15 protein-coding genes are annotated in these 13,695 nt (G+C 41.3%); 8 read left to right on the top strand and 7 right to left on the bottom strand.

Annotation, left to right across the window (positions count from 1 at the left end):
* Position 1: 1 nt before the first annotated feature.
* Positions 2 to 478, bottom strand: coding sequence for a 30S ribosomal protein S7 (gene rpsG, locus CGB83_RS14635; RefSeq protein ID WP_100076473.1), 477 nt, complete (start codon positions 476 to 478; stop codon positions 2 to 4).
* A 23-nt stretch (positions 479 to 501) separates the two neighbouring features.
* Positions 502 to 915, bottom strand: a complete 414-nt coding sequence (rpsL, locus tag CGB83_RS14630; RefSeq protein ID WP_002983146.1) for a 30S ribosomal protein S12 — start codon at positions 913 to 915, stop codon at positions 502 to 504.
* A 496-nt stretch (positions 916 to 1,411) separates the two neighbouring features.
* Between rpsL and CGB83_RS14625 the strand changes: the two genes are divergently transcribed.
* The 3 genes from CGB83_RS14625 (at position 1,412) to CGB83_RS20195 (ending at position 3,542) form a co-directional block, all read left to right on the top strand.
* Complete coding sequence (locus CGB83_RS14625; protein WP_100076472.1) at positions 1,412 to 1,888, top strand: Dps family protein; 477 nt, start codon at positions 1,412 to 1,414, stop codon at positions 1,886 to 1,888.
* 92 nt (positions 1,889 to 1,980) lie between these two features.
* Positions 1,981 to 3,159 carry a nicotinate phosphoribosyltransferase gene (gene pncB, locus CGB83_RS14620; RefSeq protein WP_100076471.1) on the top strand — a complete coding sequence of 393 codons (1,179 nt, stop codon included), beginning with the start codon at positions 1,981 to 1,983 and terminating at the stop codon, positions 3,157 to 3,159.
* A 137-nt stretch (positions 3,160 to 3,296) separates the two neighbouring features.
* Complete coding sequence (locus CGB83_RS20195) at positions 3,297 to 3,542, top strand: hypothetical protein (RefSeq protein WP_157761432.1); 246 nt, start codon at positions 3,297 to 3,299, stop codon at positions 3,540 to 3,542.
* An 81-nt stretch (positions 3,543 to 3,623) separates the two neighbouring features.
* On the opposite strand, the gene CGB83_RS14615 is transcribed toward CGB83_RS20195, so the two are convergent.
* Positions 3,624 to 4,277 (bottom strand): SGNH/GDSL hydrolase family protein, encoded by a 654-nt coding sequence (locus CGB83_RS14615; protein ID WP_100076470.1) that lies wholly within the window; start codon positions 4,275 to 4,277, stop codon positions 3,624 to 3,626.
* Positions 4,278 to 4,509: 232 nt separating this feature from the next.
* On the opposite strand from CGB83_RS14615, the gene CGB83_RS14610 reads away from it, so the two are divergent.
* Together CGB83_RS14610 and CGB83_RS14605 are read left to right on the top strand one after the other, a co-directional pair.
* Positions 4,510 to 6,018: a DNA recombination protein RmuC gene (locus tag CGB83_RS14610; RefSeq protein ID WP_418219564.1), complete on the top strand. Its 1,509-nt coding sequence runs from the start codon at positions 4,510 to 4,512 to the stop codon at positions 6,016 to 6,018.
* Between the two features lie 93 nt (positions 6,019 to 6,111).
* Positions 6,112 to 6,882 (top strand): TrmH family RNA methyltransferase, encoded by a 771-nt coding sequence (locus CGB83_RS14605; RefSeq protein WP_100076468.1) that lies wholly within the window; start codon positions 6,112 to 6,114, stop codon positions 6,880 to 6,882.
* Positions 6,883 to 7,103: 221 nt separating this feature from the next.
* Here the strand turns inward: CGB83_RS14605 and CGB83_RS14600 are convergent, their stop codons facing one another.
* Positions 7,104 to 7,442 carry a hypothetical protein gene (locus CGB83_RS14600; protein WP_100076467.1) on the bottom strand — a complete coding sequence of 113 codons (339 nt, stop codon included), beginning with the start codon at positions 7,440 to 7,442 and terminating at the stop codon, positions 7,104 to 7,106.
* A gap of 183 nt (positions 7,443 to 7,625) precedes the next feature.
* On the opposite strand from CGB83_RS14600, the gene CGB83_RS14595 reads away from it, so the two are divergent.
* Both CGB83_RS14595 and CGB83_RS14590 read left to right on the top strand, forming a co-directional pair.
* Entirely contained in the window at positions 7,626 to 8,789 is a 1,164-nt protein-coding gene (locus tag CGB83_RS14595; RefSeq protein ID WP_100076466.1) for a hypothetical protein, read from the top strand.
* Entirely contained in the window at positions 8,773 to 9,357 is a 585-nt protein-coding gene (locus CGB83_RS14590) for a hypothetical protein (protein ID WP_100076465.1), read from the top strand. The genes CGB83_RS14595 and CGB83_RS14590 overlap by 17 nt, the downstream gene beginning before the upstream one ends.
* Here CGB83_RS14590 and CGB83_RS14585 read toward each other — a convergent pair.
* Both CGB83_RS14585 and trhO read right to left on the bottom strand, forming a co-directional pair.
* Positions 9,306 to 9,881, bottom strand: a complete 576-nt coding sequence (locus CGB83_RS14585; RefSeq protein WP_100076464.1) for a 5-formyltetrahydrofolate cyclo-ligase — start codon at positions 9,879 to 9,881, stop codon at positions 9,306 to 9,308. The two genes, CGB83_RS14590 and CGB83_RS14585, sit on opposite strands and share 52 nt — an antisense overlap.
* Positions 9,882 to 9,886: 5 nt before the next feature.
* Positions 9,887 to 11,263 carry an oxygen-dependent tRNA uridine(34) hydroxylase TrhO gene (gene trhO, locus CGB83_RS14580; RefSeq protein WP_100076463.1) on the bottom strand — a complete coding sequence of 459 codons (1,377 nt, stop codon included), beginning with the start codon at positions 11,261 to 11,263 and terminating at the stop codon, positions 9,887 to 9,889.
* Positions 11,264 to 11,641: 378 nt separating this feature from the next.
* Between trhO and CGB83_RS14575 the strand changes: the two genes are divergently transcribed.
* Positions 11,642 to 13,177, top strand: coding sequence for a trypsin-like peptidase domain-containing protein (locus CGB83_RS14575; protein WP_100076462.1), 1,536 nt, complete (start codon positions 11,642 to 11,644; stop codon positions 13,175 to 13,177).
* 61 nt (positions 13,178 to 13,238) lie between these two features.
* Here the strand turns inward: CGB83_RS14575 and CGB83_RS14570 are convergent, their stop codons facing one another.
* Entirely contained in the window at positions 13,239 to 13,694 is a 456-nt protein-coding gene (locus CGB83_RS14570; protein ID WP_100076461.1) for a hypothetical protein, read from the bottom strand.
* Position 13,695 lies beyond the last annotated feature (1 nt).

Here is a 13,695-nt window from a genome sequence, read left to right as displayed (position 1 = left end):
ATTAGAATTTGAAGTGTGAGAAAGCTTTGTTAGCCTCCGCCATCTTGTGAGTATCAGATTTCTTTTTGTATGCAGCACCTTCTTCTCTTGAAGCAGCCAGGATTTCGTTAGAAAGTTTAAGTGCCATAGACTTATCGTTTCTTGCTCTTGCATACTTAATTAACCATTTCATCGCCATAGAAATTTTTCTGTCAGCTCTGATTGGCATAGGGATCTGGAAGTTAGCACCACCTACCCTTCTTGAACGCACTTCTACGTGAGGCATTACATTGGTAAGGGCATCTTTCCAGATTTCCAGAGAGGATTTCTCATTCTCTCCTTTTTTGTTTTCTACGATTTCCAATGCATCATAGAATATTTTGAATGCGATTGACTTCTTACCGTCAAGCATCAAATTGTTTACGAATCTAGTCACCAATTGATCATTAAACTGAGGATCTGGTAACAACGGTCTTTTTTTCGCTTTTGTCTTTCTCATTGTTTCTGTACCTTATTTAATGATTATTTTTTCTTTCCTTTAGCTGGTGCTGCAGCTGCCTGACCTGGTTTTGGTCTCTTAGCTCCGTACTTAGATCTTCTCTGTGTTCTTCCATTTACACCTGCAGTGTCTAATGCACCTCTTACGATGTGGTAACGTACTCCCGGTAGGTCTTTCACCCTTCCGCCTCTCACCAATACTATCGAGTGCTCCTGAAGATTATGTCCTTCGCCCGGGATGTAGGCGTTTACTTCTTTACCGTTAGAAAGTCTTACCCTAGCTACTTTTCTAAGTGCAGAGTTAGGTTTCTTAGGTGTGGTAGTATATACTCTCGTACATACGCCACGTCTTTGTGGACAAGAATCTAGGGCAGCCGATTTGCTCTTCTTGGCAAGCGTGGCTCTTCCTTTTCTTACTAATTGTTGAATAGTAGGCATTTAATTGCTTTTTATTTTAGGGTGCAAAAATATGAATAATTTTTTAACCTACAAGCAGTTATATATAAATTTACCTGAATAATTAAAAATTATTTAATCTGTATAACCCGCTCATCCATAACGATCACCCGTGTATTTTTGTTCTATGGCAACTGCCTGATGTACTCCTGTAAAAGAAAGAAAACATACGTACTCGTACGATAAACTTAAACTTTACCTATCGTAAAGGCTATGATGATGATTAATTCATTGTGGCTGCATTCTTGCGGTTTTCGGAGGTCTATTCCCGAAGGCATCATAATATGGTAGCCTTATATATGACAGTGCCTGATACTTAAGAGGTCAGAAAACTTTTTATCCTTTATGAAAAGGATAGGAACATTTTTTGAATGAATATGGTAATAGTAAAGATAAGCATCATCAATTGCTCTGAGCACAGATATTGAAATCTGTTGTTTACATTTGTATCCTATAATAAACTGCTAAATATAACACTATGAAAAACGCAAGCATTATCGGCCTGAATGAAGCCGACTGTCAGCAAATCGCAGAAAAATTAAATGTACTTCTGGCCAACTATTCCGTATTTTATCAGAATACCAGAGGTTCACACTGGAACATTAAAGGGGATCAGTTTTTTACCCTTCATCCTAAATTCGAAGAATTATATAACAGCCTCGTTCTTAAGATAGATGAGATAGCAGAGAGGATCCTTACCCTCGGTGCTGTACCTGCACATAATTATTCGGATTACTTAAAAGTATCCACGATTCAGGAAAGTACCGACGTTAGCGATGCCACTGTAAGTGTACAGAATATCCTGAATTCATTTAAAGTAGTCATTGACCTGCAGAGAGAGCTCCTTGATATCACTGAAAAAGCAGGTGATGAAGGAACCAATTCCCAGATGAGCGATTATATCACAGAGCAGGAAAAAGAAGTATGGATGTATAATTCCTATCTTGGTAAATAATCCCTGTTGCATCAACAAAAGTTAAAAAAATCACCTTACATTTAAGGTGGTTTTATTTTTAAACCCTATATTTGCGTATAAATTACACAATCATGAATGAAGTACGATTGAATTCCATACTGGATAACGATTTCTATAAAATAACCATGCAGAATGCCGTGGTAAAATTATTTCCCGGCTCCATCGTAAAATATGAATTTATCAACCGTGGCAAACACCAGTTTCCTGAAGGTTTCGATCATGCTTTAAGGGAGGCGGTTAATAAAATGGCCGAACTCAAACTGACGAAAGAGGAAAAGAAATACATGGCAAGAACCTGCCCTTATATCGACCTTCCTTACCTGGATTTCCTTGAAGGTTATCATTATGACCCGTCTGAAGTAAAAATCCATCAGGAAGGAAGTGAACTTTCCGTGGTTGTGGAAGGACTCTGGTACAGGACCATTCTTTGGGAGGTTCCTCTTCTCGCACTCATCAGCGAACTGCATTATGAAATGAACCATATGGAACGCGATTCCAATGAGGTAGTAATGCATAAAACGATTGAGAAAGCTGATTCCCTGGCGAGACTGGGCGTTACTTTTGCAGAATTCGGTACGCGAAGAAGGCATTCCTACAAAGTGCAGAACCTCGTGATGGAGGCTTTAACGCAGAAAAAGGAATCTACCTTCATCGGAAGCTCCAATGTTCATTTCGCCATGAAGTACGGGGTAAAACCTATCGGCACCCATGCCCATGAATGGTTCATGTTCCATGCGGCTGAGTACGGATTCAAAACAGCTAACGATCTTGCCCTTGAACACTGGGTAGATGTATACCGGGGAGATCTGGGAGTAGCACTCTCAGATACCTATACAACGGATGTGTTCTTCCAGCAGTTTGATAAAAAGTTCGCTAAGCTGTTCGATGGAGTACGCCACGACAGCGGGGATCCTCTGGAATTTGCCGATAAGACCATTGCCCACTATCAAAAGCATGGGATCAACCCTTTATTCAAGTACATTATTTTTTCTGATGCCCTTAACCTGGAGAAAGTAGAAGAAATAACCAACTACTGCAGAGGAAAAATCGGGATTTCGTTCGGGATAGGAACCAACCTGACGAATGACGTCGGATTAAAACCCATGAATATCGTGATGAAACTGATCGGCGTACAGGCACCGAACCTGGAATGGATCCCAACTGTAAAGCTTTCCGATGAACACGGAAAATATACCGGCGATCCTAAAATGATCGAACTGGCCAAGGAATTTCTGAGAATAAAAGATTAGATCCCATAATTTAAGCTTCTACAAAACAGAAATTATAAGCAATGCTGTTTCTTTTTTCATACATTAGCTGTAATTCGTCAGCATAGCTTAATGTAGAATGTGATACGAATGACCAATAACCATCAAAATAATATTTTATGAAAAAACTTAAGTTAACAAAGCTTTCAAGACTAGCGCTGAAAGACGTTTTTGGAGGCGGAGGAGATTTGTATCCTGCATTGGAATGCTATTCGAGCAGGGATTGTAGCCACTATGGTGAAGCTTTGATCATGTGTCCGGACGGAACAACATCGATGACCAATTACAGCTGTATGGGCGGACACTGCATGCTGAATACCGGATCCTGTGCTCCGGAGATTCCTTCTCCCGTACCGATACCGTAAAAATTGCCCTATATAGTAAAAGTGAGCCCAACAGCTCACTTTTACTTTATATTATAATAATATTCCCGTTAAATTCAGATTTTACTTTATTTTCTGCATCAGGATCGCTTCCATCTTTTCATACCCTTTTGCCGTTGGGTGGATTTCATCTTCGGTGTACATTTTATCCAGTCCGTTACGCGAATCTTTCATCTGGGAATGATAGTCGACATAAGGAATCTGGTTTTTTCCTGCATAGCTTTTGATCATTGCATTAAGAGTGATTACCTTTTCTGCCGGATGCATATCTTTCCGCCATCCGAAATTATACGCAGGAAGCACGGAGCACAGAACAACTTTGATATGATTGGCTTTTGCCAGTTCTGCCATGGAGACAATGTTTCCGAAAACCTTATCCAGAGAAATCGGGCCCTGGTTTTCTGCAATATCATTGGTTCCGGCAAGAATAATGACGCGCTTCGGCTTTAATTTAATGACATCTTCCCTGAATCGTAAAAGCATCTGGGATGTCACCTGTCCGCCAATCCCTCTTCCTACAAAGTTATTCTTTTTAAAAAAGTCCGGATCAGTGGAAAACCATCCTTCTGTAATGGAGTCTCCCATCAGGACAGAATTGGGCGTTATATTTTTGGATATGATCTCCTGGTTTTGTTTTTCGTATTTTGCATAATTGGCAAAGTCCTGCGCGGAAAATAATGCCGAAAATACAATAGCAGTAAAGGTTAAGAATTTCATTGGACTTTATTTATATTTTGATGAAATGAAATAACGAAAAATTAATCGATCATGCAAATAATAAGTAAAAAGAAACTGAAACAACCGGTCATTTCCAGGGAAATTCAGTTTGTCTCATTTCGTCAGTCTTACATTGATTGCTGAGATCCTTATTATGATATAGGCTGGTTGATGATGTAAAATTACGGTTTCCCGTAAAAAGAATCCACTATTCTTTTTGTATTTTTGGGCCATGGAGATGACCTATTTGATTATCGGATGTATTGCAGGAGGAATTACAGGCGCTATCGTGGCCTATTTTGCGCTGAAATCGTCTATGGTTTCACGAAACTCATATGATGATCTGAACAGCGTATATATCAAAAGCCAGTCTGACCTGGAAAACTCTCAGCTGAAAATACAGGAACTCATTCAGAATACCAACAGGGAAAAAGAACTGATCCAGCAGCAGTCTGACCTGATGAGTGACCTTAAAAATGAACTGGCCAAAATTTCTGCTGAACATGCCTCGCTGCACATCCAGTTTCAGGAACAAAAGCAGGCAATGATAAAGCAGGTTTCCCAGATTGACAACCTGCTGACAGAAAAGCAGGCGATCTTTGCCAGAAATGCTGAGCTTTCCGCCATCAACGAAAGCCTGCAGCAATCCCTGGAAACCCAGAAAAAAGAAATTGCAAAAATACAGGACGAAGCGAAACTTCAGTTTGAAAATCTGGCCAGTAAGATCCTGGAAGAAAAAACGGAAAAATTTACGCTTCTTAACCAAAACAACCTGAAAACCATCCTTGAGCCTTTCCAGGAAAAGATCAACGACCTTAAGAACCGCGTCAATGAAGCGTATGAGAAAGAAAATAAAGAGCGTTTTTCACTGGCAGAAAAAGTAAAGGAACTGGCGGAGCTAAACCAGCAGATTTCCGAAGATGCTAAAAAGCTGACCCGCGCGCTCAAGGGTGAAAGCAAAACTCAGGGAAACTGGGGCGAAATGATCCTGGAGAGCATCCTTGAGAAATCGGGACTGACGAAAGGACAGGAATATTTCCTTGAGCATGAACTTCGGGACGAGGACAACAAAGCCCTGTTCTCGGAATTTTCCGGAAAAAAAATGAGGCCGGACGCCGTGGTAAAATATCCGGATGAAAGAAATGTCATCATCGATTCCAAAGTTTCCCTGACGGCATTTACGGAACTGGTAGATGAGACGGATCAGGAGGTGTATATCATCAAGCTGAACCAGCACCTGTCATCCATCAAGAACCATATTCAGCAGCTGAGCCAGAAAGCCTATGATGACTATGGGAAATCGCTGGACTTCGTGATGATGTTCATCCCGAGTGAACCGGCCTATATTGCTGCGATGCAGGCAGACCAGAACCTGTGGAACTATGCTTATGACAGAAGGATCCTGCTGCTCAATCCAAGCAACCTGATCACTTCCCTGAAGCTGATCGCTGACCTCTGGAAGCGCGAATACCAGAACCGGAATTCTATGGAGATCGCAGAACGCGGTGCCAAGCTGTATGACAAATTTGTCGGGTTTATTGAGAACCTCGAAAAAGTAGGTAAAAACCTGGATCTGGCCAAGAATTTTTACAATGATGCTTACAAACAGCTTTCTACCGGGAACGACAACCTGGTGATCCAGACGCAGAAGCTAAAATCACTGGGCATTAAAAATAAGAAGGAATTACCGCAAAGCCTTATTGACAGTGCTTATATTTCAGGGATACTGCCCGAAGAATAACAACAATTATATACTAAAATCTCCGGCCGGTCAGGACATTTTTGTTCAGGAATACCTTTACGGATACTCATATTTTTTATATAATTTTGCACCATGCTCATAGAAAGTTTCCAGAACGACAAGATAAAGAATGTTACCCGATTGCTAACGGACAACAGATTCCGCAAGAAATCCGGGCTTTTCACAGTGGAAGGCCAGCAGGAAAATGAACGTGCGATCCGATACGCTTATGAACCTACAGAATATTTCATTTGTGAATCCATTTTTAATGGGGATATTCCCCAGGCTGGAAAAATCCACTATGTAAGCGACAAAGTCTATGAGAAAATTGCATACCGCGGAACATCGGAAGGCATCATTGGCGTCTATGAGACCAAAGAGTTGCCAATTTCTTCATTGATGCCTGCTGAGCAGTCTACCGTAATCGTTGTTGAAGGTATTGAAAAACCGGGCAACCTGGGCGCTATCCTGAGAAGCTGCGAAGCATTCGGGATTGATGCATTGATTATCACCGATGGGAAAACGGATTTTTACAATCCTAATGTCATCCGCTCCAGCGTGGGATGTTTGTTCGGGATGAAGGTTTTTCAGGCCGGAAATGCTGAAGTCCTGGAATTTTTACAGAATAACGGCTTTAATCTATATACCACCCTAATGGATGAAACGGCCGAAGATATCTGCACCCGCGATTTCAGGAAGAGATCTGCGGTCCTCTTCGGTACGGAACATTCCGGGTTAAGCGATTTCTGGATCGGTAAAGGAAAAAACACACTGATCCCGATGGCGGGGAGCATCGATTCGCTGAATCTCAGCAATGCAGTTGCCATTACTTGTTATGAGGCATTAAGGCAAAAGAAGCAATAACCAGATAAGAAGGCAAATCTCATTCAGTATATACCTCATCGCAGGTATGAAATTCATGACGACAGATGCCTGACCTTCTTTTGGGATTCCATAGCCAGAAGCCTCTATTTGAAGTATCAATGACAAGACTTCAAAGAATATTTAACATAAATTTTTATCTAGGAGACATAAAAAAAACCGCTTCACAGGGTGAAGCGGTTCTTATTTTAGTATGGTACTAATTATTTTTTAGCAGCATCTACAGCGCTTTTAGCGTCTTTTGCAGCATCTTTAGCAGCGTCAGCAGCTCCTTTAGCAGCTTCACCAGCGTTCTTAGCAGCATCTTTAGCAGCGTCAGCACCAGCAGCAGTAGTAGCAGAAGCAGCATCTTTAGTAGCGTCTACAGTTGCAGAAGCAGCAGAATCAACAACAGTAGCAGCAGAATCAGCTACAACAGCAGCAGAGTCAGCAGTAGCAACAGCAGCAGAATCAGCAGTGTTTCCAGTTTCAGTAGATTCAGTTTTTTTACAAGCAACTAAAGAGATTGCAGCGATAGCAGCTACGAATAATGACTTTTTCATAATAAATTAAATTTAATTTTGTTAATATTGTTTTTAAAAACTATTTCTCTGTTCGGTTATTTGAACAAGACAAAGGTAGAGCAGTTATCAAACTTGTTTAGGAAAAATAATTGTAATACCTTTGTAAAACAGTTTTACAAATAAATACAACTGATAATCAATTAATTAATTATATTTAAAGGATTGACTGATTTAGACCTACTACATTTTGAGCAGCTGAAAAAAGAGGTTCAGGCTCAATATCTGGAAGAATATACCCCTTCTCATGATGATATTTCAAAGTGGAAAGGGATTGATATTATATATTTTCAGGAAGACTTGCGCAAAAAAGCCAAAGGGAACATCAGCGAAAAGTCTTTTTATACCTATTTCAAAAACTCGCCGGTGACCAAACTGCCCAGGATTGATATGCTTAATTTATTGAGTATTTATGCGGGTTACGACTCCTGGTACGAGTTTAAGAAACAGCATCTTTTTGCCGGTGAGCTGTTGCAGCAGGATGAAGAACTGAGTGAAGAGGAAATAAAAGAACTGGAACATTTAACCGAGATTGCTCCTGACCTTCCCAAAACGGAGCAAAACCCTGAAAAAACAGTTCAGAAACAGCCTGAAATTCCTAATTTACAAAAATCGGATACTGAAAACCAACCAGTTAACACCCCAATTAATGTATCGACCACTCAGCTACCCAATGCGGTTTCAGAACCGAAAAATTTCTTCAGGAAGAATGCCTGGATCATGCTTACGGCTGTTTTGGTTACCATTTCCGGGGTATTGGGTTTTAAAGATGAACTTTTTTCTAAAAATTACACCTTCTGTTTTACGGATGCAGACCGGGGAGTGAATGTCATCAATACGTTGGAGATTAAAGTCATCAAAGAAAATGAGTCTCCCCTGCTTTATAAGATAAAACCCGGGGAATGTTTTGAATACTCGACTAAAGATAAAATCCTGAAAATGCAGATCAGCGCTCCTTTTTATGAGACTCTTGATGTCAATAGGAACCTGGAGACAGCTCCTGACAAAGAAATGATTGAACTGAAACCTGATGATTATAAAATGGCCGTCAATTACTTTTCCGTGAAAGATGCCAACGGAAACCCTGAACTCCTGAAACAGAAGCGGAAGCAGCTGGAAAACCTCATCAGTGACCGTGCCATTATTTATCAGGTATATGATAACGCCACCTATGGCATCGAAACCCTTGACAAACAAAAATACATAACCCTGGTCACGACTCCAACCACTTCACTGAAGAACCTGAGCGTGATCGAGATGAAAAAAGACAAAGGAAAAATAGTATCCATTAAATTTAAAATTGCAAGTACAAATGAAAATAAACAATAACTTTTTACTTTTTGCAATATTAGTATGCTCCCTGCTTGCATGTACTAAGAAAACTACCGAGGTAAGCGACCTTGATAAGCTCCGGAACAGCAACAACAAAGCCAGCTACCCTGCCGTACAGATGGACAGCGCACAGGCTATAAACTTCATTACCCGACAGAAAGTACAGGAACTGCTTGACCTTTCTACGTTGTACTTATCAGGAAACAGGAAGACTGAGATTGACAGTGTGATCTATTCCCAGATGGAAAGCTATTTCCACAAACCGGACAGCCTCACATTCAACAGGCTTTTCCGCGAGCTGGACAGCCTGAAGGTAAAAACGGCAAAGGTGAAGAGCCTGGAAGTCTACAAAGATTATTATAAAGAGGATACACTGGATTTTGCCCGGTTCGATGTTGAGTATTTCGACGATAAAAACAGGTCGTTGGGAAATTATGAAAAAAATGCCCAGTATATTCTGGTGTCCAAACCCATCCAGTTTAAAAAGGAATTTAAATTCTATTTCCTGAACTTTTATGCACCACCGTTGAAGAAAGACACTACTTCGGTAGGCGTCACCAGATAATCCAGAGGGATGTCATATTCCCACACATCCTCTATCGGCTCATCGGGATTAAAGTAATTGATCCCGATTTTTTTTGATTTCCCGGAAAGGCTGCTGAAAAGGCCGTCATAGAATCCCTTTCCATATCCTACCCTGTTTCCCTTGTTATCACAGTACAGCAACGGGGTAATAATGTAATCAAAATCTGAAAGCCCGGCATCCTGATCAGAAACAGGTTCAGAAATACCCCAGTGGTTAACAGCAAATACCGTATCCTTTGTTATTTCCACAGAGATCATCCCGATGCCTTCAACCTTCGGCACAAAGACACGGACATTCCGGCTCAGGCAATAATCAATCAATGGCCGGGTATCCATTTCCCTGAATTTTCCGATCGGGATATAAACATGCATGGTCTGCCCGGGAACTGGATTAAAATAATCGATGAAATTCCTGAACACAGCTTCGGATAACAGGAAAGCCTCATCCATGGATAAGGCTTGTCTTTTCTGCATGTATTTTTTCCTGAGTTCAGCTTTTAACATCTCTGTTATGCGTTTTCAGTACCTGTGATTTTATATAGTTTATCCGATAAGCGGACTCTGAACGGAAGCTCAAAGGTAATCTGATCCCCTGCTGCAGCCATATCGCTGAAGTTTCCGTTCACAAAAATCTGTGTAACGGTGATCTCCTGATCCCCTGTAGTCGGACCTGAAATCAACACTTTATCTCCTACTGACAGTGTGCTGTTCTCAATTAAAAACTGGGCAATCTTAGATCTGGAATAGTAATGCTCGGCTTTTCCGATCAGTGTCTTTTTAACTTTTAACTTCTGGCGGATGTCCTTTGTCTCGGCTTTTGTCGCTTTTGCCAGGGTTTGGGTCTTCAGATCTCCGGAATGCTTGAATTTCAAAGCTTCGGATTTCCCTTTCCTGAAGACTTTATTGCCAACCTGCAGTCCCTTCCTCAAAGCAACCTGTTGTTCCCAGGGCAGGTGGATCGTTTCCAGGCATTCTGTGGAACAGCAGTTTTCCATTGCCGCTTTGCACTCGTCACACTGGATAAACAACAGGTGGCAGGCATCATTCGCACAGTTGGTATGGTTGTCACACGGTTTGCCGCACTGGTGGCACTGTGCAATAATATCATCCGTAATCCTTTCCCCCAGACGGTGATCAAATACAAAGTTCTTCCCGATGAATTTGCTGGGTATATTTTCTTCTTTGATCTGGCGTGTGTATTCAATGATACCCCCTTCCAGCTGGTAGACGTTTTTAAAACCCTGATGTTTAAAATAGGCGCTGGCTTTTTCGCAACGGATTCCCCCGGTACAGTACATCAGCAGGTTTTTATCTTCTTTAAAATCCTGCAACTGATCATTGATGATCGGCAGACTTTCCCTGAAGTTTTCCACATCCGGTGTAATTGCTCCTTCAAAATGGCCGACTTCGCTTTCGTAATGGTTTCTGAAATCTACCACAATGGTATTGGGGTCTTCCAGCAATTCATTGAATTCTTTAGCCTTTAAGTGAATCCCTTTGTTGGTTACATCAAAGGTTTCATCATTCAGCCCGTCGGCAACAATTTTATTCCTGACTTTTATGGTCAGTTTCAGGAACGAGTGATTATCCTGCTCAACTGCCACATTCAGGCGGATGCCTTTCATGAAATCATAGGCTTCGAGCGTAGTGCGGAATGCTTCAAACTGATCTGCAGGAACGCTCATCTGAGCGTTGATTCCTTCATGGGCAACGTAAATACGGCCCAATGCATCCAGGGCATTCCAGGCTATAAATAATTCGTCGCGAAATTTTTTGGGATCTTGAATTTTGGCATACGCATAGAAAGACAATGTAAGGCGTTCCTTACCGGCTTCATCAATAAGCTGAGCTCTTTCTTCTGCGCTTAAGGTGTTATACAGTTGCATGCTATAAACGGTTTAAGTGAGAAAAAAATTTTTGCAAAGATAAGGATTTTAATGGATTTTCCTATTTCACAAATCCTATACCCGGAGATACCCATTCACATTTATATGGGCTGTTCACTTAAATCACCTTTCCGGATTTAACTTTCAACATCTTTTCAGCATCCAACTGTCGTACTATGACATTTTGTCCTTAATAATATTTTAAGATGTGTTAATCCTGTTTCTTAAATTATGACAAAATGCATAAAGCTTTCCTATTCCCGTTAAATTTTAGTTAAAATTGAAACATTGCATGCCAAGTGCTTACTTATTTAGCATTAAATTTGTTTTAGATTAAATGAAAAATCAGTATCATAAAATAACAAGAAAGATATACAAATGAAGAGTACTTTGAAAAAACTATTACCATTTGCTGTAGTAGGAGTTTTATCAGGAGCCACTACAGTGGGAGCATTACAATTTCTGGATCACCATTCCAATACGGAGGACCAGTCCTATTTTACCAAGTCTGCGAATACATCATTTGCTGGCATGAATACCGCAGCGGTAGGCGATGATTTCGTAAAAGCGGCCAAGACAACCGTTCCGGCTGTGGTAACGATTAAAAATTACCAGAGCAGGTCTACAAGCAGGGCATCCGAACAGGATCTTTTTGATTTCTTCTTCGGGGATCCTTTCGGTGGAAACGGAAGAGGGCAGCAGAGGCAGCGACAGCAACAACAGGTACCGGACAATATGCCATCGGGGATGGGATCGGGAGTTATCATCTCTCCGGATGGATATATCATTTCCAATAACCACGTTGTAGCCGGAGCCAATAAACTGGAAGTTGTATTAAGCAATAAAAAATCATATATCGCCACTTTGGTGGGCACAGACCCTAATACGGACATTTCCCTTCTTAAAATCGAAGAAAAGGGACTTCCTTACCTGAACTTTGCCAATTCTGACAATATTGAGGTTGGCCAGTGGGTACTTGCCGTAGGAAACCCGCTCGGACTGAATTCAACGGTTACTGCCGGAATCATTTCCGCCAAAGGAAGAGGAATTGGAATTTTGGGCTCACAGGGCAAAGCAGCCAACCCTATTGAAAGTTTCATCCAGACAGATGCTGCCATTAATCCGGGTAACTCAGGAGGTGCTTTGGTAAATACCAACGGAGACCTGATCGGGATTAACTCAGCCATCCAGTCGACAACGGGATATTACCAGGGGTACGGATTTGCCGTTCCGTCTAACCTGGCAAGGAAAATTATTGAGGACATCAAGAAATTCGGTATCGTACAGAGAGGATTCCTTGGGGTAACTTCTTTAGACCTTTCCGATGAGATGCAGGTTGCGGCTTATAACAAGCAGAAAAAAGCCAACATTAAAGCAGGTTCCGGAGTATATGTAACCGGTTTCGGAGAAAGCAGCGGGGCTGAAGATGCAGGACTTAAAACAGGGGATATCATTACGAAGGTGGATAACTACCCTATCACGGATTTCTCTGACCTTTCCGTATCCATCGGAAGCAAACGTCCCGGAGACAAAGTGATGGTCACTTATATGAGAAACGGTAAAGAATATACCACTACCGTAACACTGAAAGACCAGAAAGGCGGTACTTCTACAAGAACCAAGGCAGACCTTAGCGTAACCGAAAAAATCGGGGCAGAATTTGACATCCTTAGCGACCGTTTCAAAACAGATTACGGACTGAACAGCGGTGTGATTGCCAAAAACGTTATGGAAGGAGGAGAAATGGCCAAGATCGGGATTGTAGACAATTACATTATTGTAGAAATCAACGGCAAACCGGTCAATTCACAGAAAGACGTTGAAAAAATCCTCGACAGGTACCAGGGGAACGTCCAGGTGAAATTTGTTGATGAATACGGAAGGATCTATACGAAAGGATTCAGGATGCCGTAGCATAAGAATTTCAGACGATTCACTTTTATAGCAAAAGACGCTGCTCATTGAGCAGCGTCTTTTATTGTCTTTTAATGATCTTTTCAGCAAGCATTCTCCGTTTTTTCTTCTCATAAATGACCTCCACGATCTTTCCGCCGATCCATGAAAACGGAAAGAACGTAAGGAAAATAGAAATCTTATAGAATGTAGGATGATAAGGAAAAACAATCACATCCAGCATAGCGATGAACAGCATGATGAAACCGATAAGAATAGCGTAAGCCACTTTTGCATATTTAACGATGATAGCCGTTGCCACTCCCCCGATGGTAGTGCCTAATCCTGAAATAAACAGCAGAAAACCGAAAAAGGCATCTTCGCCCTGCATGCTTTCAAGAAAATGCTGCCAGTGCTCAAAGGGTGCAAATGCATCAAAAGTAACCCATTGCGGAAACACCCTTATTCCAAGGGTAATGGTAAGCGCTGCTATGCCAAGGCCTACCAGGATCGCAAATGTATTTCTTATAAAGCTCATG

Origin of the sequence: Chryseobacterium camelliae, from assembly GCF_002770595.1 — a bacterium.
Classification (GTDB): Bacteria; Bacteroidota; Bacteroidia; order Flavobacteriales; family Weeksellaceae; genus Chryseobacterium; species Chryseobacterium camelliae.
This window is presented reverse-complemented; position numbering and strand designations above follow the sequence as displayed.

What these genes read in the sequence shown, in the direction of transcription:
- CGB83_RS14610 (WP_418219564.1), top strand. Translation starts at nt 4,510, where the DNA reads ATGGAGATGACCTATTTGATTATCGGATGTATTGCAGGAGGAATTACA.
- CGB83_RS14625 (WP_100076472.1), top strand. Translation starts at nt 1,412, where the DNA reads ATGAAAAACGCAAGCATTATCGGCCTGAATGAAGCCGACTGTCAGCAA.
- CGB83_RS14590 (WP_100076465.1), top strand. Translation starts at nt 8,773, where the DNA reads ATGAAAATAAACAATAACTTTTTACTTTTTGCAATATTAGTATGCTCC.
- CGB83_RS14570 (WP_100076461.1), bottom strand. Translation starts at nt 13,694, where the DNA reads ATGAGCTTTATAAGAAATACATTTGCGATCCTGGTAGGCCTTGGCATA.
- CGB83_RS14575 (WP_100076462.1), top strand. Translation starts at nt 11,642, where the DNA reads ATGAAGAGTACTTTGAAAAAACTATTACCATTTGCTGTAGTAGGAGTT.
- pncB (WP_100076471.1), top strand. Translation starts at nt 1,981, where the DNA reads ATGAATGAAGTACGATTGAATTCCATACTGGATAACGATTTCTATAAA.
- rpsL (WP_002983146.1), bottom strand. Translation starts at nt 915, where the DNA reads ATGCCTACTATTCAACAATTAGTAAGAAAAGGAAGAGCCACGCTTGCC.
- CGB83_RS14600 (WP_100076467.1), bottom strand. Translation starts at nt 7,442, where the DNA reads ATGAAAAAGTCATTATTCGTAGCTGCTATCGCTGCAATCTCTTTAGTT.
- CGB83_RS14615 (WP_100076470.1), bottom strand. Translation starts at nt 4,277, where the DNA reads ATGAAATTCTTAACCTTTACTGCTATTGTATTTTCGGCATTATTTTCC.
- trhO (WP_100076463.1), bottom strand. Translation starts at nt 11,263, where the DNA reads ATGCAACTGTATAACACCTTAAGCGCAGAAGAAAGAGCTCAGCTTATT.
- CGB83_RS14585 (WP_100076464.1), bottom strand. Translation starts at nt 9,881, where the DNA reads ATGTTAAAAGCTGAACTCAGGAAAAAATACATGCAGAAAAGACAAGCC.
- CGB83_RS14605 (WP_100076468.1), top strand. Translation starts at nt 6,112, where the DNA reads ATGCTCATAGAAAGTTTCCAGAACGACAAGATAAAGAATGTTACCCGA.
- rpsG (WP_100076473.1), bottom strand. Translation starts at nt 478, where the DNA reads ATGAGAAAGACAAAAGCGAAAAAAAGACCGTTGTTACCAGATCCTCAG.
- CGB83_RS20195 (WP_157761432.1), top strand. Translation starts at nt 3,297, where the DNA reads ATGAAAAAACTTAAGTTAACAAAGCTTTCAAGACTAGCGCTGAAAGAC.